This window comes from Leisingera coralii (genome assembly GCF_049056525.1).
In the GTDB taxonomy this organism is placed as follows: domain Bacteria; phylum Pseudomonadota; class Alphaproteobacteria; order Rhodobacterales; family Rhodobacteraceae; genus Leisingera; species Leisingera coralii.
The window spans coordinates 13,038-35,134 of record NZ_JBHUPT010000054.1; the positions used below are offsets into that span (position 1 = coordinate 13,038).

Genomic DNA, 22,097 nt, shown 5'->3' on the forward strand with positions numbered 1-22,097 from the left:
GAAGAGAGCCCCGCCCGGTTGCCTTTATTGCGCAAATCGTGTCCCTGAGGGCAAAGACTAAGGGAACCAGCCTGATGCCAAAGTACCGATCCAGAACCTCCACCCATGGCCGCAACATGGCGGGCGCGCGCGGACTGTGGCGCGCGACCGGCATGAAGGACGATGATTTCGGCAAGCCGATCATCGCCATCGTCAACTCCTTCACCCAGTTCGTGCCCGGCCACGTCCACCTCAAGGACCTGGGCCAGATGGTCGCCCGCGAGGTCGAGGCGGCCGGCGGCGTCGCCAAGGAGTTCAACACCATCGCGGTGGATGACGGCATCGCCATGGGCCATGACGGCATGCTCTACTCGCTGCCCTCGCGCGAGGTGATCGCCGACAGCGTCGAATACATGGTCAACGCCCATTGTGCCGACGCCATGGTCTGCATCTCCAACTGCGACAAGATCACCCCCGGCATGCTGATGGCCGCCATGCGCCTCAACATCCCGGCGATCTTCGTCTCCGGCGGCCCGATGGAAGCGGGCAAGATCGACATCGCCGATCTCGACATGAAGAAGATCGACCTGGTGGACGCGATGGTTGCCGCGGCGGATGACCGTTTCACCGACGAGCAAGTGAAGCACATCGAGGAGAACGCCTGCCCCACCTGCGGCTCCTGCTCCGGCATGTTCACCGCCAACTCGATGAACTGCCTGGCCGAGGCGCTGGGTCTGGCGCTGCCGGGCAACGGCTCGACGCTGGCCACCCACGCTGACCGCAAGGAGTTGTTCCTGGAAGCCGGCCGCAAGATCGTCGAGATCACCAAGCGCCACTACCAGGACGAGGAAAAGGGCCTGCTACCGCGCGAAATCGCGACCTTTGAGGCGTTCGAGAACGCGATGAGCCTGGACATCGCCATGGGCGGCTCCACCAACACCGTGCTGCACCTGCTGGCGATTGCCAACGAGGGCGAGGTGGATTTCACCATGTCCGACATGGACCGCCTCAGCCGCCGGGTGCCCTGCCTGTGCAAGGTGGCGCCGAACATCCACAACGTCCACATGGAGGACGTGCACCGCGCCGGCGGCATCTTCTCGATCCTGGGCGAACTCAGCCGCGCCGGGCTGCTGCACGAGGACTGCCACACCGTGCATACCGCCACCATGGGCGAGGCGATTGCCAAGTGGGACATCAAGGTCGCCAACAACCCGGAGGCCGAACAGCTGTTCAAAGCGGCCCCCGGCGGCGTCCGCACCACCCAGGCGTTCTCCCAGGCCAACCGCTACAAGGAACTGGACACCGACCGCGAAAACGGCGTGATCCGCGCCAAGGAGCATGCCTTCAGCCAGGACGGCGGCCTGGCGGTGCTGTTCGGCAATATCGCCCGGGACGGCTGCATCGTGAAAACCGCGGGTGTGGATGAGCACATCCTGAAGTTCACCGGCTCCGCCTATGTCTGCGAAAGCCAGGACCAGGCAGTCAACGACATCCTGACCGGCAAGGTCAAGGAGGGCGACGTGGTGGTGATCCGCTACGAGGGCCCGCGCGGCGGTCCGGGGATGCAGGAAATGCTCTACCCGACCTCCTACCTCAAGTCGAAGGGCCTCGGCAAAGCCTGCGCGCTTCTGACCGACGGGCGCTTCTCCGGCGGCACCTCCGGCCTGTCGATCGGCCATGTCTCCCCCGAGGCAGCCGAGGGCGGCACCATCGGCCTGGTGCGCCAAGGCGACAAGATCGAGATCGACATCCCCAACCGCACGATCCACCTGGCGGTCTCCGACGAAGAGCTGGCCGCGCGCCGCGAAGAGCAGGACGCCAAGGGCTGGAAACCCGCCGAGCCGCGCAAGCGCAAGGTCTCCAAGGCGCTGAAAGCCTATGCGCTGCTGGCCACGTCGGCCGCCAAGGGTGCCGTGCGTGCGCTGCCCGACGAAGACTGAGGCGCAATAGCCTGACTTTGGCTTCAAACCCGCCGCCTCAACGCGGCGGGTTTTCTTTTGCCCTCCGCGCCTGAGGCCGGGTCAAGGGCCGCGCAAGGCGCGGCGGCGCAGCCGCTTGCCCTTGAGGCGGTTTCAGGTGCTTTACCATGGACAGGGCGCGTTCAGGGCAAACCTGCCCCTGAACCGCTTCTCAGCAAATTCTGCGCCAGCAAAGACCTCCCGCCCCCGCTTTGGCCCGCTGGCTGACGCCAGCACGCCACGCGGCGTTGGGCGTGGCGCCGTGCTGGCGCACGGCGCGCCTCCGGCGGGAGTATTTCGGCAAAGGAGAGGCTGCTCTGCCAGATGAGGCACCCGCCCGCGCCGCGCCAGCGGCGCCCGGCCCAAGGCTTTGAGCTGCATCTTTGATGCTGCCCGAAGGCGCGGGAGCCACGCTTCTTTCAACACTCAAAATGACTGGGGAAAGGACAGTTTTTCCACGGGGTCACCGCATTTCACAAAGCCAAAGATGCGCACTGCATTCCCCTCGGCTTGCCCAGCCAATCCAATCTGCTCGAGCCGTCTTTGAAAGGCGGCATCAGCCAAGCAGCTGCCACGCAATTCCACCCATTCCAAATCCGAAAAACCGCCGTCGGAAAAATGGTAGTACCATTCGCGGTCCCAACCACTTACGTATCCGCTGACTATACAACGAGACCGGAAATCAGGCCTGTCGCCGGGGTCCAGCGTCAAGACCAAGTCCCTGAGCTCCATCCATTTGGTCTGGCTGGAAACGGGGTAGCTGTCCTCGGCTTCCTGCACCACGCCTACTCCCCCAGCTTGGCGTGCACCTCGTCCAGGTCGATCTCCCCCACCGGCATCTTGTTGGCCGGGTTCTCGAAATCGTACTTGAACAGCTCGAAATCGCGCTTGTAGATCTCGTAGACCAGATGCATCGACAGGTCGTCGAAATAGTCCTCGACCGGATGCGCGCGCTTGGGGCCGTGGCCTTCGCTTTCGTTGAAGCGCGGGATTGCGGCCAGGTCGACGGCATGCGGCGTCTCGATCGCGTCCAGCACCTGCTGCATGCCGTCGTTGAAGGCCTCGGTCCAGAAGATCTGGTTGTAACGCCCGCCGTTCAGGATGAAGGTCGAGACATGCCCCGACATTGCCGACCAGTGGATGTCCGGGTCCATCGGGCGGCGCCAGCGGATGGTGTCGCGGGCAAACAGCAGGAACCGGCGGAAGCTGGCGATCTGGTCGAACTCCTGCTTGCCGTCTTCGCCGCCCACCTCGATCCCGTATTCATAGGCAAGCTTGGGCACCAGGTTGCCGCGGTAGCGGCGGCCGTTGCGCTGGATGCCGCAGATCTTGTCGAAGAAGGAGCTGAGGATGCGGGTGTAGGGATTGCGCACGCAGGTGAAGGCATAGGAGCGGTGCCCCTGCACATTGCGGGTGATCGGCCCCTGGCTGTGCTCCTGCGACCATTTGTGCAGGCCCTCCTTGGCGTCGTGAATGTCACCGTCGAAGAATGTCCCGTGATCGGAGTAATAGAGGATCTGCCCGATCGTCGAGCAGGCGCATTTCGGCACCACCCGGTAGACCACACTTTCACTTTCCGTCATCCAGGTGCCGGGGAACCCCATCCGCTGCCCTCATTTTTATCCGCCGTTCCCTGCAGTCATCGCATATGTTTACCGAAACGGGAACTATCTGGTTTATTCGTGCCTTCAGCCCGCTTATCAAGGGAAACAATTAGGCAAGTCGAGGCGCTCCGTCCACCCTATGGCGAAAATCGCATATATTCTGCTCTGCCATAAAGACCCCGAGGCGATCATCCAGCAGGCTGAGCGGCTGACCGCGGTCGGCGACTACATGTCCATCCATTTCGACGGGCGGGCGGCGCCGGAAGACTACCAGATGATCCGGGATGAACTGGCGGACAACCCGAATGTGACCTTTGCCAGCAAGCGGATCAAATGCGGCTGGGGAGAGTGGTCGCTGGTGCAGGCCACCCTGCACGCGCTCATCAGCGCGGTGGAGGAGTTCCCGCGCGCCACCCATTTCTACATGCTGTCGGGCGACTGCATGGCGGTGAAGACGGCGGAATATGCACATCGCTTTCTGGACGGGCACGACAAGGACTTCATCGAAAGCTTCGACTTCTTCGAAAGCGACTGGATCAAGACCGGCATGAAGGAAGACCGGCTGATCTACCGGCACTTTTTCAACGAGCGCAAGCACAAGCAGCTGTTCTACTGGAGCCACCGGCTGCAGAAGCGGCTGGGGCTGCAGCGCGAAATTCCTTCCGATATCCAGGTGCAGATCGGCAGCCAGTGGTGGTGCCTGCGGCGGCGCACGGTGGAGTGGATCCTGAAATTCATCCGCAAGCGCCGCGATGTCATGCGGTTCTTCCGCACCACCTGGATCCCGGATGAGACCTTCTTTCAGACCCTGGTGCGCCACCTGATCCCGGAACGGGAAATCGAATGCCGCACGCTGACCTTCCTGATGTTCACCGATTACGGCATGCCGGTGAACTTCCACAATGACCACTACGACCTGCTCTTGAGCCAGGACTTCCTGTTTGCCCGCAAGATCAGCCCCGAGGCCAAGGAGCTGAAGTCCCGCCTGGGGCGGCTTTATGCGGCGCAGGGCGTGGACTTCCAGATCTCCAACGAGGGGCGCAGCCTCTACCGGTTCCTGGCCCAGCGCGGCCGCATCGGGCGCCGCTTTGCACCGCGGTTCTGGGAGACCGAAAGCAGCCTCGGGCGCGAACGCGAGCTACTGATCGTGGTCTGCAAGAAATGGCACGTTGCCAAGCGGCTGCTGGAGCAGATCCGCCAGGTGACCAACATCCCCGCCATCGAGTATCTGTTCAACGAGGAAAACACCCCGCTGCCCGACCTGGGCGGCATCCAGACAGCCCTGATGAAGCGCACCCGCCACCGCCGGGCGCTGATGCGGATGCTGTTCGAATACTACGAGACTGATCAGCTGATCATTTGCCTGGATCCCGGCGCCATCGACCTGATGAATGATTTCCATTCCGACCGCTCCTCGACCCGCTTCCTGCACATCGAATGCGAGTTCAGCGATGACTACCTGATCGGCCACGCCCACCGCGTTGGTCTGGCGGGCGAGCGCACGCCGCAGCTGGCGCTGGAACGGCTGCTGCCAACGATCCGGAACGATATCCTGCACGAGGGCGACAGCATCCGCGACGCCGGGTTCAGCCAGCTGTTCCACATGCGCGAGGGCGCCAGCCCGGAGGAAAACGCGGGCCAGCTCGGCGGCTTCCTGAACCTGTCCGGGGACAAGGCGATGGAGATTGCCGCGGCCCGCCACCTGTTTGCCGACTGAGCCGGCTGCCGGTCACGCCGCGGCACAGATTGACAAGCGCGCACCTGTGGCCTCGTCATGTTCAGATGCAGGGATCCGCCCGGGGCGTCCGTGCGCCTGCCCGGCCTGGGCGCAGGCCCTCGAGCACTGAAAGGGGTGATGGATGGCAGACCAGGCGGAACCCAAGGCGGTCTTCCTCACCGGCAGCCTGATGCGGCATGTCACCCGCATGTCGCTGACGGCCAGTATCGGGCTGATGGCGATGTTCGCAGTCGATTTTGTCGACATGGCCTTTATCGCCATGCTGGGCAACGACGCGCTGGCCGCCGCCGTGGGCTATGCGGGCACCCTGCTGTTCTTCACCAATTCGATCAATATCGGCCTGTCGATTGCCGCAGGCTCGCTGGTGGCGCGGGAGCTGGGCGCGGGCCGGCCGGATCAGGCCCGCCATTATGCCACCAGCGTCGCCGCCATCGGGGTCCTGACCGGGCTGGTGATGCCGGTCTTTGTGCTGGCTTATCTGGAGCAGATCCTGACGCTGCTTGGCGCGGAGGGCGAGGTGCTGCGGCTGGCGATGCGCTATGTCTGGATCATCCTGCCGACGATGTGGGTGATGGCGCTGGCGATGACCGGCATGGCGGTGCTGCGGGCCCATGGCGATGCCCGCCGCTCGATGGTGGCGACGCTGTATGGCGGCGGGCTGAACGCGGTGCTGGATCCGCTGCTGATCTTCGGCCTGGGGCTGGGGCTGGACGGGGCGGCCATCGCCTCGGTGCTGGCCCGGGCCTGCATGCTGGTGGCCGCGTTCTGGCCTGCGATCCGGGTGCACCAGGGCTTCATGCGGCCCGCACCGGCCCAGGTTGCCGGCGATCTGCGGGCGATCCGGGCGATTGCGCTGCCGGCGGTTCTGACCAATATCGCCACCCCGGTCGGCAACGCCATTGTCTTGCGCGAGATCGCCCAGTTCGGCACCGAGGCGGTGGCCGGAATGGCGGTAATCGGGCGCCTGATGCCGGTCGCGTTTTCGGTAATCTTCGCGCTGTCGGGCGCCATCGGCCCGATCATCGGCCAGAATTTCGGCGCCGGACAGTTTGACCGTGTCCGCAAGGCCTTTGTAGCCGGCATCACTTTCACCGCGGTCTACGTGCTGCTGATGGCCGCGGTGTTGTTTGCCCTGCGAGTGCCAATCGCGGACTTGTTCTCCGCCACCGGCGAGACCCGCACACTGATCTACCTGTTCTGCGGGCCGCTGGCGCTGGCGCATTTCTTCAACGGGGTGATCTTTGTCGAGAACGCCAGCTTCAACAACCTGGGCCGGCCGGTCTATTCCACCTGGATCAACTGGGGCCGCCACACCCTGGGCACCTGGCCGCTGGCGGTGCTGGGCGGCTACCTGGCCGGCGCGCCGGGGGTGCTGCTGGGCCAGGCCGCAGGCGGGATGATCTTTGCCGCACTCGGCGCGCTGCTGGTGCACCGGGTGCTGCTGGGTCTCACCCAGCCCGCCCCGGTCGATGCCTTTGCGCCGCAGAACCGGCTGCACGCCCTGCTGGGCCGCCGCGGCTGGTAGCGCTTTACCGCCTGGCAGAGCCCGCCAGATGCTCGGCAATCCAGTCGAACACCAGGCTCGGCCCCTGCAGGCGGCTGGAGTAGTCGCGCGACATCACATAGCCCGCATCGCTCACCACCACATCGGGCACCGCCTGCACCAGCGCGCCCTCCTGCAACAGCCTGTCGATCAGCCCCATCCAGCCCAGCGCAATGCCGTCGCCGGACACCGCCGACTGCACCACCATGTCGTAGTTGTTGAAGCTGATGTAGTGCTTCGACCGCTCCCCGGCGATGCCCAGACGGTCGAACCACCCCTGCCAGGTCTGCCACTCCGCCGAGGCCGGTTTCGACAGGCTGAGCAGCTGGCAGTCCAGCAGGCCCGCGGACGAGGCCACCGGGCCATGCTTCTCCAGGTAGGCCGGGCTGCACACCGCCCCGACCCGCTCCTGCAGCAGCATCACATCGCCGTCGCCCATGCTGCTGCGCGGGCCGACGTGGATCTTGATATCGCAATCCTCGCCATAATCGTCCGGCGGCACCTGGCTGGCGAGGATCTGAATCTCGATCTCATCCCCCAGCTCTGCCCGCAGATGCGACAGCCGCGGCAGCAGCCAGAAGCTGGAAAACGCAAAATCCGCCGAAATCCGCACCCTGGGCCGGGACTTGCGTTCCAGCAGCGATGACACGGAATTGCCCATTTGCGTCATCGCCGGGCGCACCACATTCAACAGCCGCACCCCCTCGTTGGTCAGCGACACGCCGCGGTGCCCGCGCCGGAACAGGGCAATGCCCAATTCGGTCTCAAGTCCCTTGATTTTCTGCGAAACCGCCGACTGCGTCAGCCCCAGCGCCTCTGCCGCACCGGTGAAATTGCCATGCCGCGCCACCAGGTCGAAGGTGTGCAGCGCGACCAGGTTGTAGCTCAGCTTCCTATTAATGCTGCTAATGTCATCCATAAATAATTGCCTACTGCAAAAGGCAGAATTTTTATAACAGAAAATGCCCTGCGTAAGTTCTGCTAAAGCCGCAGCCCCGGCGGCATCAACCGGCAGAGCAAGGGAAACAGGGATACTCTATGTCAATCAAACCTCCTCTGACGGATCTGCCGATCGGCACATCCGACCGCGGCTTTTACCGGGGCTTCAGCCAGATCGTCACCATCTCCTCAAAGCTGATGATCGGCGGGCTGGTGGTCTGGGCCATCGCCTTCCCGGAACAGTCGGGCGCGGTGCTGAACTCGATCAACGGCTTCATCCTCGCCTCCTTCGGGGCCTGGTACATCTGGACCGTGGCGCTGTTCGTGCTGTGCTGCATGGCACTGGCGATGTGGCCCACCGCCGGACGGCTCAAGCTGGGGCAGCCCGGCGACCAGCCCGAATTCTCCAACTTCTCCTGGTTTTCGATGATGTTCGGCGCAGGCATCGGCGTCGGCATGCTGACCTGGGCCGTGGCAGAGCCGATCTATCACTGGAACAACAACCCCGAAGTGATCCAGGGCCTCACCAACGGCGGCACCGCGGACAACATCCGCATGGCCTACAAATGGTCTTTCCTGCACTGGGGGCTGGGTGCCTGGGCCTGCTATGCCATTGCCGGGCTGGCGCTTGGCTTCTTCAGCTACCGCCGCGGCCTGCCGCTGACCATGCGCTCGTCGCTGACACCGCTGTTCGGCGCGCGGCTCTCCGGTTCCATCGGCCATACCGTCGACATCGTCGCGGTGGTCGCCACCATCCTTGGCGTCGCCCAGACCCTGGGGTTTGGCGTTGAACAATTCGTCTCCGGCCTCACCCGCATCGGCATTGGCGGGCTGACCAACGAGGGCGGCACCGCCAACACCACCGGCGTCATCGTCGCGATCCTGGTGATCATGCTGGCCTCCACCGCCTCGGCGCTGTCGGGTGTGGGCAAGGGCATCAAGTGGCTCTCCAACATCAACATGGCGCTCAGCATCGCGCTTTTGGGCTTCTTCCTGCTGTTCGGCTCCACCTTCTTTGGCCTGCAGGCGCTGCTGGTCGGGCTCTGGGACTATCTGACCGCCATGCCCGACATGCTGTTCCGGGTCTGGACCGGCGACGGCAACCCGGACAGCGTTGCCTCGAAACTGGAAGGCTGGCAGGGCGGCTGGTCGGTGTTCTACTGGGCCTGGTGGATTGCCTTTGCTCCCTTCGTCGGCCTGTTCCTGGCCCGAATCTCCAAGGGCCGCACCATTCGCGAGTTCGTACTGGGCGCGATGATCGTGCCGTCGCTGATGTGCTTTGTCTGGTTCACCTGGGCCGGCGGCACCGCCATCGACCTGGAGCTGAACGGCGGCGCGGGCGGCCAGATCAGCTCGGCACCCGATGGCGACAAGATCTTTGCCATGGTGCAGTACATGCTGTCGCCCTGGCTGGGCTGGGCGATGTCGGTGATGATCGTGATCCTGCTGATGACCTACCTGGTGACCACGGCCGACAGCGCGGTACTGATCGTCAACACCATCAATGCCGCCGGCGACGAGGGCCCCAAGGCCCGCCCGCACATCGTCTTCTGGGGTGTGGCGCTTGGCGCGGTGGTGACGGCGCTGTTGCTGGTCGGCGGCCTCAAGGCGATCCAGACCGCGATGGTGATCGGCGCCCTGCCGTTTTCGCTGGTGATGGTTCTGCAATGCGCCGCCCTGATCAAGGCGATCTACAATGACGGCCGCCGCGCGCAGGCGGGCCTGGCCACCGCCATCACCCAGGAACCGGCTGAATAAGGATCTCCCCCGGCGGATGGCTGCGGACGGGCAGCGCAGCCATTCGCCACTTTACAACCTCCTCCGCTCCTTCATGCTAGGGGCGGACGCCTTCAACCAAAGGACCACAAAAATGACCAGATACTACAACAGGGAAACCCTTCACCCCGCAGTGCGGATGCATGCGGAGGAAGTTGCACAACACAAGCTGGACCGGCGCGAGTTCCTGAGCCGCGCAACCGCGCTGGGGGTGACCGCCTCTGCCGCCTACGGCATGATCGGCCTCAGCCAGCCGGTGCAGGCGGCGGCCAATGTCCAGGAAGGCGGCACCATCCGCATCCAGCAGGTGGTGCGTGCGCTGCTCGACCCGCCGCTGTTCAACTGGCCGCAGCTTGGCAACCTGGTGCGCGGCTACATGGAATACCTGGTGCAGTACAACGCCGACGGCACCTTTGAACCCCGCCTGCTGGAAAGCTGGGAGGTCAACGAGGACGCCACCGAATACCTGCTGCACATCCGCCCCGGCGTGCACTGGAACGACGGCCGCGGCACCCTGACCGCCCAGGATGTGGCCTACAACTTTGCCCGCTGGTGCGACGGCAAATGGGAAGGCAACTCGATGGCCGCCCGCATGGGTTCGCTGCAGAACGAGGCCGGCGACGGCCCCGCCGAAGGCTCGCTGGAGGTGGTGGACGAGCTGACCCTCAAGGTGAAGCTCACCCGCCCCGATATCACCATCATCCCGGCGGTGACCGAATACCCCGCCGCCATCGTGCCGGACGGCTGGTCCGGCGACCCGGGCGCCGACCCGATCGGCACCGGTCCCTACAAGCTGGTCGAATACGAGGTCGGCGTGAAGGCGGTGCTGGAGAAGAACCCGGATCACCAGTGGTGGGGCGAAGGCGCCCATCTGGACCGGATCGAGTTCATCGACTTCGGCACCGACGGCGCCACCCACCTGTCGGCGGCGGAGTCCGAAGAGATCGACATGGTCTATGAAACCGTGGGCGAATACGTCGACATCTTCACCTCCATCGGCTGGAACGTCAGCGAGTCGGTCTCGGCCAACACCCTGGTGCTGCGCACCAACCGCGACGCCGAGGTGGACGGGAAACAGCCCTACGCCGACGCCCGCGTCCGCCGCGCCCTGGCGCTGGCCTGCGACAACGCGGTGCTGCTGGAGCTCGGCTATGACGGCCGCGGCACCCTGGCGGAAAACCACCATGTCTGCCCGATCCACCCGGAATACGCCGACATCGGCGCCCCGGTGCGCGACGCAGAGGCTGCACGCCAGCTGATGGAAGAGGCCGGGATGCTCGACTTCGAGCATGAGCTGATCTCCATCGACGACGACTGGCGCCGCAACACCACGGATGCGCTGGCGGCGCAGATGCGGGATGCGGGGCTCAAGGTCAAACGCACGGTGCTGCCCGGCAATACCTTCTGGAACGACTGGGACAAGTACCCGTTCAGCTCCACCGACTGGGGCCACCGCCCGCTGGGGGTGCAGGTGCTGACACTGGCCTACAAGACCGGCGTTGCCTGGAATGAAACCGGGCTGGCCAGCGCCGAGTTCGATTCCATGCTGGAAGCCGCTTCGGCCATTGCCGACGCCGACACCCGCCGCGGCCACATGGAGAACATCGAGAAGTTCCTGCGTGACGACGGCACCATCATCCAGCCCTACTGGCGGTCGCTCTACCGCCACGCCCGCCCGGGTGTGATCGGCGCCGACAGCCACCCGATCAATGAAATCCACGTGCACAAGCTGGCACTGGAAGCCTGATCAGGGGCTGAAAGAAGAAAAGGGCGCGCGCCACACCGGCGCGCGCCCCTTTTTATGGCCAGATCTTTTATGGTCAGATCGCGACCTCGACCCGGCCGATCGGGTTGGAGCAGCAGGCCAGGATATACCCCGCCTCCACATCCTCTTCCGAGATGCCGCCGTTGTGGACCATATGCACCTCGCCCGCGGTTTTCTTGACCTTGCAGGTGCCGCAGATGCCGAAGGTGCAGCCCGACGGGATGTTGAGGCCCGACGCCTTGGCCACCGCCAGCACCGTGTCGGTCTCGGTGCAGTTTGCGGTCACGCCCGACGCGGCAAAGGTGATCTCGGCCGCCGCGGTCTCCTCGGGAACCACATCGTCCAGCTCCGGCGCATCGGCCTCGGTCTCCACCGGCGCGCCAAAGCTCTCCTGGTTGTAGTTCTCCATGTCGAAGCCCAGGCCGTTCAGCATGTCGCGCACCGCCTGCATGAACGGATCCGGCCCGCAGCAGTAGACTTCCCGCTCCAGGTAGTCGCCGGCGATGATCCCCAGCATGATCTGATTGAGCTGGCCGCGGTAGCCGGTCCAGACCTGATAGGGATCGTCCTCTTCCACCACGAAATGCAGCTTGATACCGGGCACCCGCGCCGCCATGCCTTCCAGCTGGCGCCGCGCGATGATCTCGCTGGGGCGCTTGGCGCAGTTGATGAAGCAGACGTCGGGCGACTGGCCGCGGTCGAACAGATACTGGGTCATCGACAGGCTCGGCGTGATGCCGGAGCCTGCAGAGATGAACAGGAACTTGCCGTTCGGACGCTTGGGCAGGGTGAACACGCCTGCCGGGCCGGACGCCTTGAGGAACATCCCCGGTTTCAGGTGGTCCAGCATCCAGCGGGTGCCGATGCTGTCCGCCTGCGCCTTCACCGTCACCGAGATCGACAGCGGCCGCGACGGCGAGGAGCTGATGGTATAGGTCCGCCAGACAGTCCCGCCCGGCACCGGCAGCTCCAGCGTCAGGAACTGGCCCGGCTGGTATTTGAACCACGCGCCGGACGGCGCGCGGAAGCTGAAGGTGGCGGTGTTCGGCGCCTCCGGCACGACCGAGACGCATTCCAGCATCTCGTCGTCCTTCCACGCCAGGGTTTCGTCCAGCGTCTCGAAGTTGGCCTGCAGTCCCATGCGCTTACTCCGCTGCGATCAGGTGGCGGCCGGTCAGCGCGCGGGTCAGGTGCCCGGCATACCAGTTGGAGAACTGGATCACGCCGCTTTCCTGGATTTCCGAGTACGGGCCGGGCTCATAAGCGGGCGAGTTGATGCCCTGCTGGTTGTCCTCCACCACGATGCGGTCCTCGTCATTGGTCGCGACCCAGACCTCGGTCAGCCGCTTCAGGTCATAGTCCTGGCCCTCGACCGCATCCTTGTGCACAAGCCACTTGGTGGTGACTTCGGTCTCGGTCGGGCTGATCGGGGTGACGCGGAACACAATCGAATGATCCGGCAGGAAGTGGTTCCAGGTGGTCGGGTAGTGGAACTTCAGGAGCGTGCCCGCATCGGCAAACGGCACCCGGCCCAGCTTCTTGGCCACCGCCGCCTTGCCGTCCATGGTATAGCTCTCGGCGCCCTCATTGAGCGGCATCCGCGCCACGCGGTACTGGCCGCGCGCGTCGATCTTGAACTGCGCCGGGATGCCCGCGCCTTCGATGCGGTCAAAGTGCTTCTGCAGGTGCGCCGGGGTCTCGCCGCCTTCGATGCCGGTGACGGACGGATCCTCCGGGAAGGTCCGGCACAGCGACGGGTGGTTGCCGCCGCAGTGATAGCACTCGCGGTTGTTCTCCCAGACCAGCTTCCAGTTGCCGTTCTCGATGATCGAGCTTTCATAGGCGACCTTGGCGTTGGCCAGGTCATGCGGCTCCAGATAGGGACGCGCGACCTCGGCAAAGGCGTCGAAATCCGGCGCCTCTTCCGCCAGGCAGATATAGATCAGCCCGGCCAGGTCACGGCAGTGCACCGGCTTCAGCCCGTGCTTGGAGGCATCGAAATCCGGCCCCATGTCGCGCGCCCACAAGAGCGAGCCGTCCAGCTCGTAGGTCCACTGGTGGTAGGGGCAGACCAGCTTGGGCGAATTGCCCTTCTTCGCCTTGCACACAACCGAACCGCGGTGGCGGCAGGCATTGTGGAAGGCGCGCACCTGGCCATCGGTGCCGCGCACGATGATGACGTTGTAGGCGCCGACCTGATGGGTCACGAAATTGCCGGCTTTCGGGATCTCGCAGGCAGGAATGGCAAACAGCCACTCGCGGTAGAAGATCTGCCGCATGTCCAGATCCAGAACGCCCGGATCGGTATAGAACGCCTGTTCCAGGGAATAGTTTTTCTGACGGGCCACCAGTTTGGCCAGAATGTCGCTGTCCTGAAGCATCTGCTTCTCTCCTTTGCCGCATCCCCGCGGCAGGTTGGCTTGGCTGCGGGCATGGATGGAGAGATTGCAGGCCACGCGCCTGCAACCGCCCCGCCGCCGCCCGCGGTTGACGTTTTTAGGGCAAGGCTGGTTTCCGGACTGTCCCGGGGCCATTCGGCGGCGGGGCCTGGCACCTTCCCGAAGCCATTGGCTTCAGTGGTTTTTTGCCATGCCTTGCCCGGGGTCACCGTTGCGGGGGCAGTGCCGGAGTTTCACCAGCTTCCCAATTCTCCGCCCCGAAGGGCGGCACCTTGCTGAGGCGGAAATTGCCCTATTCCCAGGCTATCGGCGGAGACAAATCCGACCCGCCAAAACCGGAAAAAGACATGCATATTATCCCCGCTCCAAGCCCGCTTCCGGCGCAAAATCTCAAACCGGCACTCGCCAGTCTGTTTGCGGCAAAGCACTGATCTGCGGCGCCTTTGCCTCCGAATCGGCCAGACGCACCGATTCGGCAGGCGGGGAACAGCGGCCGCGCCGGGCCGTGCCGCGGAATTCACCTCTTGCCGCGGCCCCTGCCCCGCGGGCAATAATTGCCCGGTATTCCAAGACCTTTCACCAACCCCGCGTGACCAGAAAGGGCCGCCCATGCCCGGACCAAAGACAGACAGCAGCGCTAAGACCATGATGGCCGTCGTGACCACCGGAAACGGCGGCTATGACAAGCTCGAGTACAAACCCGTGCCGATCCCGGAGCCCGCAGAGGGGGAGCTTCTGCTGCGGGTTCTTGCCGCCGGTGTGAACAACACCGAAATCAACACCCGGCTCGGGTGGTATTCCTCCAGCGTGACAACGGACACCGCCGCGGCAGCCGGCCACCAGGAAACCCAGGCTGAGCACAAGGCCGACGGCGGCTGGAACCAGGCAACCCCCTTCCCCCTGATCCAGGGCACCGACTGCTGCGGCGAGGTTGTTGCGGCCGGCCCAGGCACCAGTCAGGCCCTAACCGGCAAGCGGGTTCTGGTGCGCCCCTGCATACGCCCCAATGGCTACGGCGTGATGGACAACGTCTGGATGGCCTCGGACTTTGACGGCGCCTTTGCCCAATATGTCAAAGTCCCCGCCACCGAGGTGTTCCCCGTTGACTGCGCCTGGTCGGACGAGGAGCTGGCGACGATCCCCTGCGCCTACGGCACATCTGAAAACATGCTGCACCGCGCAAACGTCCAAGCTGGCGAGCTGGTGCTTGTGACCGGCGCCTCCGGCGGTGTTGGCTCGGCCACCGTGCAGCTGGCCAAACGCCGCGGCGCCCGGGTGGCGGCGGTCACAAGCCAGGGCAAGATGGATCAGCTGCGGCAGCTAGGCGCGGACGTAATCCTGGACCGGGGCAGCGACCTGCTTGCGGAACTGGGCGGGGAAACCGTGGACGCCGTTGTCGACAACGTGGCGGGAGAAGGCTTCCCGCAGATGCTCAAGCTGCTGAAACGCGGCGGCCGCCTGGTGTCCAGCGGCGCCATCGCCGGGCCGGTTGTCGATCTGGACATGCGGGACATGTATTTGAAGGACATAACCCTGATCGGCTGCACCGCCTGGGACGAGCCGGTGTTTCCAAACCTGATCTCATATATCGAGCGCGGCGAAATCCGGCCGCTGGTCGCCAAGGTCTTCCCGCTCAAGGACATCGCCAAGGCACAGCAGGAGTTCCTGGAGAAAACCCACTTCGGCAACTTCGTTCTGGTGCCGCCGCAGGATTGACCCGCCAGCCCTTTCAGGACCAATGAAAAAGGCCGCCCAGTCGGCGGCCTCTCCTCACTTCGACTTCCAGCTGTCCAGCCAGCGGCGGAACCGGCCTTGCCGCTCGGCAATCGCATCGCCCGCGGCATAGAGGCTGTCCTCGGCGCTTTCGATCATCGGGTCGATCCGCGCCCGCCGGAACCGGCGCCAGCGCACATAGATGGCCCACAGGACCGCAACCAGCAGCACCAGGAAGATGATGCTGAACCAATTGGTTGGCTTGTCCTCCGGCCCCGCCACCGGCTTGATCGACACCGCATTCGGGAAGATCGACAGGAACTCGTTGCGCCAGCCGTAGTGCATCACCGCCACCCACTCCGGATTGGCCTTGGTCGAGATGCTGTCATTGGCGTCCGTATACAGGTTCGCCGTGTCGAACTTGAAATAGGGCGGCCAGTTCCAGCCGGTGTCCTCGTTGCGGTAGACAATGGCGCGGCCGCTGGGGCGCACCCCCTGGATGAATTGCACATCGCGGTTGATCAGCTCCGCCGACTGGTCATCCGGCTTGGACCAGAAGATGCGGGTCCAGTCATTCAGCTCCTGCCGCTCCTCATAGGTGTTGACGATGCGCACCACGTCGTATTGCGGCAGCGTGTAATGCAGGAAGGCGCCGAACAGCACCCAGAAGGTGATCAGGAAGGCCCATTTGATGAAACGCACGGGGCAGCTCCTCACATGAAGTTAATGACATAGACCAGAAGCGCGATGGCTCCCAGCGGAACGATATAGACCAGGAGGATCAGCTTGCGCCGGAACGAGCGGTCATACTGCCTCAGCCCCCGCTGGATGAAGGCCGCGCGGTCGCCGGTCAACCCCTTGTCTTTCCAGCGCCGTTTCAGTTTCGCCCGCCGCACCTCGCGCGAGTAGAGCGACACCGCGCCATAGACCACGGTCAGCACCACCAGCAGGATCAGGACAAGGCGGATAAAGCCGAACATCTATGCTGCCTCTTGGTTACTTGTTTCCAGTTTCTCTTGTTGGGCACCAAACAGAGGTTCGCGCCCGGTCCCGAGGGTGGGCGTTTCACGCCCGCCGTCGTGCTGAAAGCACGCCTCCGGCGTGACGGGGGCGGGGACGGGCGCGAACCGGGCTGCAAGCAGCCCGGAAAGTGGTGTTTCCCTTAGACAGGATCATATCAGCGCCCCCTGACCCGGTTCACAGCCCCCCAGGGGCCAACCCGCTCCACCAGCCCCTGGCGCCGGTTCCGCGGCAGCTTCGGCATCCGCCCCTCCATATCCGGCTCATGCCCGAACAGCGCCTCCCGCGCCCCGGCCTTGTCCACCGCATACTCCCGCGCCAGGAACTCCGCTGCATAGGCCTTCTTGGTCTCCGGCCAGCCGCGGTACTGGCGGTAAAATTCCTCCTTGTGGCAGATGAACAGCTGGCGGAAATCATGCGGGCACAGCTCCGCCAGCAGCATGTTGACCAGATCCCGCTCCGGCGTGTCCGCCGCCCGCAGGGAATAGAAATAGGCCGGATGGTCCGAGCGGATCCGCGGCCACTTGCCGCCCCCCTCGGCCCAGCGCACCAGCGCCGCCAGCCCCTCGAACTCCGCCGGCAGCTCATCCGCATGGCGCGCCGCCATCCGCCGCAGGTCCGATCGCGACAGGCCCGACAGGTCCCGCCCCTTCTCCGTCAGCACCGACACGGCAAGGAACCCCATCTTCTGCCGCAGGATCGCCGCGCCATCGACGCCGCGCGCCCGGATCACCGGCTCCGCCAGGCCGTTCAACTCCAGGAACCGGGCAATCGCATTGCGCTCGCCCAGATCGAACACATGGCGCAGCGGCACCCCCTCGGGCTTTACACCGCTGGCAATCACCGCCGGGTGTTCCACCCCCTGAAACACATACAGCCCGCCAAAATGCGCGGTCCAGAAGTTCGACTGCTCAAAGACCTCATGCTCCAGATGCACCGGATTGCGGGTCACATCGCCGGTCTGTTCCGCCGTCGCGATCATCTCCCCGATCAGCGCATCGTCAAACCAGGCATCCTCGCCGGTCTTGAACCGCTCCACCAGCTCCGCCAGGTGGTCCGCATAGCGCAACGTGCCCTTGGTGGTATCCGCCTCAATCCGCACCTGCCGGATGTCGAACAGCTTGGCGGGTGAGGACACCTCAAACACCGAATTCACCAACTCGCCTGCGACCGCATCCGTCGCCGTCAGCGCAAACAGCTGGCGTTCATTGACCTCGATAAACCGCCGCAGAATGTCCCGGCTGGTGGAGAATTTCACGTGCAGCAGCGGGCAGCGCTTCTGCTCGGTGCTGAGCAGAATGAACTGCCGGTTCACCCCCGCATGGTTCAGATAATGATCATCCCCCAGCTCATCCCCGATCTCCGGCGAAAACCCCGAGATATCGACGTGGAAATCCGTCAGAGCCGTGGTCTTGCCGGTCAGATGCTTCAGCGCGCGGTTATACCGCTCCACCAGCGCGGGCGAGGCCACATGGAAGAGATTGCCGAACATCAGGCCATGCTGGATGAGGCGTTTCATTGGGCAGCCTCCAGTTTTTCAGCGACAACATCCTGAAACCATCGGTCTGTATTTACCACTTGCTGTAAGTGCAAAGTTAGCTTCTCCAAACCGATATTTCTTAACCGTTTTGTTTGCTCGTCACTCAACCTCTCTCTAATCTCATCCACTTCACGCAACTCAGATAGCAAAAATTCGTAGTAAGTCTTTGAAGTTGGCTTACTTATAGCAAGGTCAGCTCGTTCCCATTCAGAAATTTCCGTCACAAAACGGCTAATACTATTGGAGGCGCTTCTAATGTAAAAGTCAGAACTAAAGTCTTCCAATGGGTTCCAGGGCGACGGGAACAACTGCATTTCGTGCGGGGACGAATAAGTCTCATGGCCTCCTAAATGGGACCAAGTTCCTCCGCGAGCAGTCTCTTCTTCGAGTTTTTGAACAATCCATTCCAGTTGCCGGTCCAGAAGTCCTTCCGCCCGCTGCTCATCTCTTTGTCGTTGTTCGTCCTCGAAAACTGCAGCCTGTTTTTCTAACACTTCGGCTTGAGCACTCTGCGCGTCCGCCATCTTCTCAAACTCTTCACGCTGTTCGCGTAGTTCGGTTGCTTGAAACAGCACAGCAACAACGACCCAAACAAATGCCAAGCTTCCAGCAACGCCAGCTAGAGTATCGCCCATCTCATTTGGTGTTGCTTGCTGCAAATATTGCCACTTGCTCGCAAACTCATGCCCGTCCGCTACAACTGGAAATGTCAGAGACCACGAAAAGAGACCAAGCACCGCGAAAGTAACGACAACGCCCGCAACAAACGACCATTCGGTCCAAATCGACTTTGTTCGTTCAGCCATTCAAACCTCCCCGCCCGAGGCGCTTGCGGCTCGGGCAGCGCCCGTCCGCCCCCCCTGGGCGGGCGCTCCGCTTCCGCCCGCGGACAGGCTCTGCCCTTGTGTTGTGCGAGACAGTCACCCCTGCCCCTCCAAGTACCTTCTCTTGGCCTCTTCCTGCCGCCCGAAATCGCGCACCATGTTTTCAATCGCTACCTCATCAGACTTGTCGGCATAGCGGAACTCGCTGTCGGCGTAGCGGTTGATCTCCTGGATCACCATGCCGACCGTGATGGGCACCCGCAGCTCGGCAATCATCGCGGATTTGGCCTCGTAGTCCTTGAACAGGAACAGCTCCGGGTTCTCCATCCATTCATCCGGCAGCTCGAAGTCCATCGCCCGGACCTTGACCGCATCGGTGATGTTCTTGATGGCACGGCCGGTAAACCGCTCATCCGCAGCCTGGATCGCCTTCAGATAGGTGCCGAGCTTGGCCAGATCATCCAGCGCGCCGATCTGGTCGTGCACCCGGCCAAAGACCTCCATCAGCCCCGGCTCCTGCGGCCGGTTGTGCGCCTCGAATGACCGCGCGACGGCCTTCTTGATCTCCTGCGCGCCATAGAGGTCATGTTCACCCAGCGGGATCGCATGGTTCTTGCCCATCAAGAGCGTCAGGATGTCGATGTAATCCTCCCGCGTCTGCGGCCCGTCCACCAGGAACCGCGCCCCGGCCCGCTGGCGCAGCGCGTCGTCCACATTCTCCGGGTAGTTGGAGAACATGCCGAAGGTGCAGTTGCCGCGCACCACGGTATTGGCGCCGGCAAAGGCCTCCATGAACACCGCCGTCACCTCCTGCTGGCCGGCGGAGGACTGCCGGTCGCCGCGCTTGCCCGCAATCTGGTCGATATCGTCGATGGTGCCAAAGCCGATCACGCCCGGATCAATCACATTCTGAATGAACGATTTGGCGTTCTGCCCCGACTTGCCCTGGTAACTGTCGATATTGTCGATGCCGAAATTCTGGTAGCGGAAGGGGTAGCCTGCGTTCTGGCAATAGTCGTGGATCAGCCCCGCCATCATCTGGATCAGGGTCGTCTTGCCGGTCCCCGGCTTGCCGTCGCCCATAAAGGTGAAGATGAAGCCGCCCATCTCGGCAAACGGGTTCAGGCGGCGCTCGAAGTCATAGGCCATCAGCATCTTGGCCAGCCGCATCGCCTGGTACTTGGCGATATGGTTGCCAACCACCTCATGCGGCTTCTTGAACGCCATCGTCAGGGTGGTGGACTTCGCCTTGGCCGCCGGTTCAAAGCCATTGATGGTCAGGTCATCCGCCTCCACCCGCCAAGAAGCCGCGGTGAACGCCTCCAGCCGCGGCGCGTTTTGCGCCCGCAAGGCCGCCTTCTCCATCAGTTGCTCCGCATAGGCCGCCGCAGCCGCGATCAGATGCGCATCATCGGGCGCATGCAGCGCCAGCTTCTGGTCCAGCTCCCACAGCGCCCCGTGCAGGGCAAGCGGCGCATTGTCGGTTAGCAGCTCCTCCGCCTCGCCCACCTCGGCCTGCGCCTCGGACCCGTGCGGCGCCAGCAGATAGGCGGTGGCATTGGCAAACACATGCGCCGCAATCAGCGCCTCCGCCGCCAGCAGCCCGGTGAACTCCCCCTTGCGCGCCGCATCCAGCGATCCGGCCAGATTGGCCCGTTTCAGATCAGCCAGACCGGAGACATCCGCATAAGCCTCCGCCATCGCCAAGGAGACCGCCAGCGCCCGGCGCAAGGCGTGCTGCAAGGTCGCCTGCAACGGAGAGGTCAGCGGGTCCTCCCCATCCGCCGCCTCGATCCGGGCAATCAGATGCACCCCTTCGGGCCGCGCGGTGGAGCGCGTCACCAGCCCCGGCGTGGTCGAGCGGAAGCGGCGGCTGCGGGCAATCCCGGGCGAGCGCTCCGGCGCCTGTGCGACGGCCTGCGGCTTGGCAATGCGCGGGGTATGATCGAACCCTTCCAGCATCGCCGCCGCGGCGGCGTAATGCTTGCGGATATCCTCTTCCCGCAGCTCCATCTGATTGCCTGAAATGCTCATCTCACCCTCTCAATCCGTAGCCAGCGGGCCGAAATTCACCCGCGCTTCTTCTTTGCCAAAATACTCCCGCCGGAGGCTCCCGCACTCACACCACGCGCAAGCGTCAATACCGCAGTACCTGCCCCGCCTCGCTCACCACGAACTTCTGCACATCGCCGAACCCGGGCGGGTCCAGCTCGGCCAGCACCTGAAAGGGGCGCTGCGGCAGAATGATGGCGCGCTGCGTCCGCGTGGCCCCGGTATCGGCGCCGCGGCCGCCAAAGGGGTCGAGCGCAAAGATCTCCCGCTCCACGGTGCCGAACCAGCCCGCGCGCTCCTCGCGCACCTCCTCGCTTTCAAGCTCCTCCAGCGTCCAGGCCAAGGCCCAGTCCTGGCCCTCGGGCGCCTCCGCCTCCTCCAGCACCCGGTGCAGCGGCCCGGACTGCTCGGTATAGGCGGAGGAATACATCGGCCCGACGTGGTAGCGGCGCAGATGCTTGGGGTGGAGATCGCCGAAATCTTCGTCAAACCCCTTGGCGATGGTCACCAGCTTCAGACCGGCCAGCGCCTGCGCCATCAGATGCGCCTGCACCTCGGGCCAGCGGCGCTCATCCTTCGGCAGCGCCACCTTGCCGCTGTCCTCCAGCTCCATCAGGTAGATCACCGGCAGGTTCACCTGGCTGTCATAGGCCGCCCAGTGCAGCAGGAACCGCCGCCGCCGCTCACCGATGTTTTCCAGCCATTCGCATTCGGGGTCGTTCTGGGTCCAGAACAGCTGCCCCTTCAAGAGCTCCTGGTAATACAGCCGCTGCGACAGGGCGAATTGCAGCTTCGACGGCACCGCCCGGTCCGAGATGATGGTGCGCACCATATCGTCCTTCAGCTGCTCTTCGGAGGCCATATTGGCCAGATGCCGCTTCGCCTGCAAAGCGTCATTGGCCATGGTCATCAGCTCTGCTGCCACCGGAAAGCCGCTGTCGCGCTTGTCCATCGCCAGGCTGCCAAAGAAGCGGCCCGTGTCGCGGCCGGCCATCAGGTATTTCATAGAGAGCGCACGGAAGGTGAAGTTGAGCCGCATGAGGTAGGCGGTCAGCACCTTCACATCGGATTTGCTGAGCCGCCCCTCCGCCTGCATCGCCGCCGCCACCCGCGTGAGATGCCGGATAATGGTCTCAAACTTCCGGAAATAGCGGCGCGAGGCGAAGGTATCGGCGAGGCCCGTGTGGTCGCGGGAGGGATCGGTCATGGCCGCAGACCTTCTTCTTCGGACGTGCCGCCTGCGGCAC

The 22,097-nt window shown here is 63.9% G+C and carries 17 protein-coding genes and 1 riboswitch; of the genes, 6 read left to right on the forward strand and 11 right to left on the reverse strand.

All coding sequences use genetic code 11. From position 1 onward, the window contains the following. Nucleotides 1-74: 74 nt before the first annotated feature. The gene (gene ilvD / locus ACFMBG_RS16615) at nucleotides 75-1,919 is read left to right on the forward strand and encodes a dihydroxy-acid dehydratase (protein WP_421055816.1); all 1,845 of its coding nucleotides are present in this window, start codon (nucleotides 75-77) and stop codon (nucleotides 1,917-1,919) included. Nucleotides 1,920-2,363: 444 nt separating this feature from the next. Here ilvD and ACFMBG_RS16620 read toward each other — a convergent pair whose 3' ends face one another. Next, on the reverse strand, nucleotides 2,364-2,717 hold the full coding sequence (locus ACFMBG_RS16620) for a DUF6678 family protein (RefSeq protein ID WP_421055817.1): 354 nt from the start codon (nucleotides 2,715-2,717) through the stop codon (nucleotides 2,364-2,366). A 5-nt stretch (nucleotides 2,718-2,722) separates the two neighbouring features. Beyond that, the gene (locus ACFMBG_RS16625) at nucleotides 2,723-3,541 is read right to left on the reverse strand and encodes a sulfotransferase family protein (protein ID WP_421055818.1); all 819 of its coding nucleotides are present in this window, start codon (nucleotides 3,539-3,541) and stop codon (nucleotides 2,723-2,725) included. Between the two features lie 139 nt (nucleotides 3,542-3,680). On the opposite strand from ACFMBG_RS16625, the gene ACFMBG_RS16630 reads away from it, so the two are divergent. Together ACFMBG_RS16630 and ACFMBG_RS16635 are read left to right on the forward strand one after the other, a co-directional pair. Then, the gene (locus ACFMBG_RS16630) at nucleotides 3,681-5,258 is read left to right on the forward strand and encodes a DUF5928 domain-containing protein (protein ID WP_421055819.1); all 1,578 of its coding nucleotides are present in this window, start codon (nucleotides 3,681-3,683) and stop codon (nucleotides 5,256-5,258) included. A 142-nt stretch (nucleotides 5,259-5,400) separates the two neighbouring features. After that, on the forward strand, nucleotides 5,401-6,804 hold the full coding sequence (locus ACFMBG_RS16635) for an MATE family efflux transporter (RefSeq protein ID WP_421055820.1): 1,404 nt from the start codon (nucleotides 5,401-5,403) through the stop codon (nucleotides 6,802-6,804). A 4-nt stretch (nucleotides 6,805-6,808) separates the two neighbouring features. On the opposite strand, the gene ACFMBG_RS16640 is transcribed toward ACFMBG_RS16635, so the two are convergent. After that, complete coding sequence (locus ACFMBG_RS16640) at nucleotides 6,809-7,741, reverse strand: LysR family transcriptional regulator (RefSeq protein ID WP_421055821.1); 933 nt, start codon at nucleotides 7,739-7,741, stop codon at nucleotides 6,809-6,811. Between the two features lie 119 nt (nucleotides 7,742-7,860). On the opposite strand from ACFMBG_RS16640, the gene ACFMBG_RS16645 reads away from it, so the two are divergent. Continuing rightward, nucleotides 7,861-9,519, forward strand: coding sequence for a BCCT family transporter (locus ACFMBG_RS16645; RefSeq protein WP_421055822.1), 1,659 nt, complete (start codon nucleotides 7,861-7,863; stop codon nucleotides 9,517-9,519). 112 nt (nucleotides 9,520-9,631) lie between these two features. Continuing rightward, nucleotides 9,632-11,284, forward strand: coding sequence for an ABC transporter substrate-binding protein (locus ACFMBG_RS16650; RefSeq protein ID WP_421055823.1), 1,653 nt, complete (start codon nucleotides 9,632-9,634; stop codon nucleotides 11,282-11,284). A 73-nt stretch (nucleotides 11,285-11,357) separates the two neighbouring features. Here the strand turns inward: ACFMBG_RS16650 and ACFMBG_RS16655 are convergent, their stop codons facing one another. Further along, nucleotides 11,358-12,443, reverse strand: coding sequence for an FAD-binding oxidoreductase (locus ACFMBG_RS16655; RefSeq protein WP_421055824.1), 1,086 nt, complete (start codon nucleotides 12,441-12,443; stop codon nucleotides 11,358-11,360). Nucleotides 12,444-12,447: 4 nt separating this feature from the next. After that, a complete protein-coding gene (locus ACFMBG_RS16660; protein WP_421055825.1) occupies nucleotides 12,448-13,683 on the reverse strand; it encodes an aromatic ring-hydroxylating oxygenase subunit alpha in 1,236 nt (411 codons plus the stop codon). 107 nt (nucleotides 13,684-13,790) lie between these two features. Then, nucleotides 13,791-13,991, reverse strand: a riboswitch (cobalamin riboswitch). Nucleotides 13,992-14,310: 319 nt separating this feature from the next. Between ACFMBG_RS16660 and ACFMBG_RS16665 the strand changes: the two genes are divergently transcribed. After that, nucleotides 14,311-15,417, forward strand: a complete 1,107-nt coding sequence (locus ACFMBG_RS16665; RefSeq protein WP_421055826.1) for an alcohol dehydrogenase family protein — start codon at nucleotides 14,311-14,313, stop codon at nucleotides 15,415-15,417. 54 nt (nucleotides 15,418-15,471) lie between these two features. Here ACFMBG_RS16665 and ACFMBG_RS16670 read toward each other — a convergent pair whose 3' ends face one another. From ACFMBG_RS16670 to ACFMBG_RS16695, 6 genes are all read right to left on the reverse strand, one after another. Next, nucleotides 15,472-16,116 carry a DUF1523 family protein gene (locus ACFMBG_RS16670; RefSeq protein ID WP_421055827.1) on the reverse strand — a complete coding sequence of 215 codons (645 nt, stop codon included), beginning with the start codon at nucleotides 16,114-16,116 and terminating at the stop codon, nucleotides 15,472-15,474. An 11-nt stretch (nucleotides 16,117-16,127) separates the two neighbouring features. Beyond that, nucleotides 16,128-16,394: a hypothetical protein gene (locus tag ACFMBG_RS16675; protein WP_421055828.1), complete on the reverse strand. Its 267-nt coding sequence runs from the start codon at nucleotides 16,392-16,394 to the stop codon at nucleotides 16,128-16,130. 197 nt (nucleotides 16,395-16,591) lie between these two features. Next, complete coding sequence (locus tag ACFMBG_RS16680) at nucleotides 16,592-17,953, reverse strand: DUF6638 family protein (RefSeq protein ID WP_421055829.1); 1,362 nt, start codon at nucleotides 17,951-17,953, stop codon at nucleotides 16,592-16,594. Further along, nucleotides 17,950-18,780, reverse strand: coding sequence for a hypothetical protein (locus ACFMBG_RS16685; protein WP_421055830.1), 831 nt, complete (start codon nucleotides 18,778-18,780; stop codon nucleotides 17,950-17,952). The genes ACFMBG_RS16680 and ACFMBG_RS16685 overlap by 4 nt, the downstream gene beginning before the upstream one ends. Before the next feature lie 114 nt (nucleotides 18,781-18,894). Beyond that, nucleotides 18,895-20,832, reverse strand: coding sequence for an AAA family ATPase (locus ACFMBG_RS16690; RefSeq protein ID WP_421055831.1), 1,938 nt, complete (start codon nucleotides 20,830-20,832; stop codon nucleotides 18,895-18,897). Nucleotides 20,833-20,935: 103 nt separating this feature from the next. Then, complete coding sequence (locus tag ACFMBG_RS16695; protein ID WP_421055832.1) at nucleotides 20,936-22,057, reverse strand: hypothetical protein; 1,122 nt, start codon at nucleotides 22,055-22,057, stop codon at nucleotides 20,936-20,938. Nucleotides 22,058-22,097: the final 40 nt, after the last annotated feature.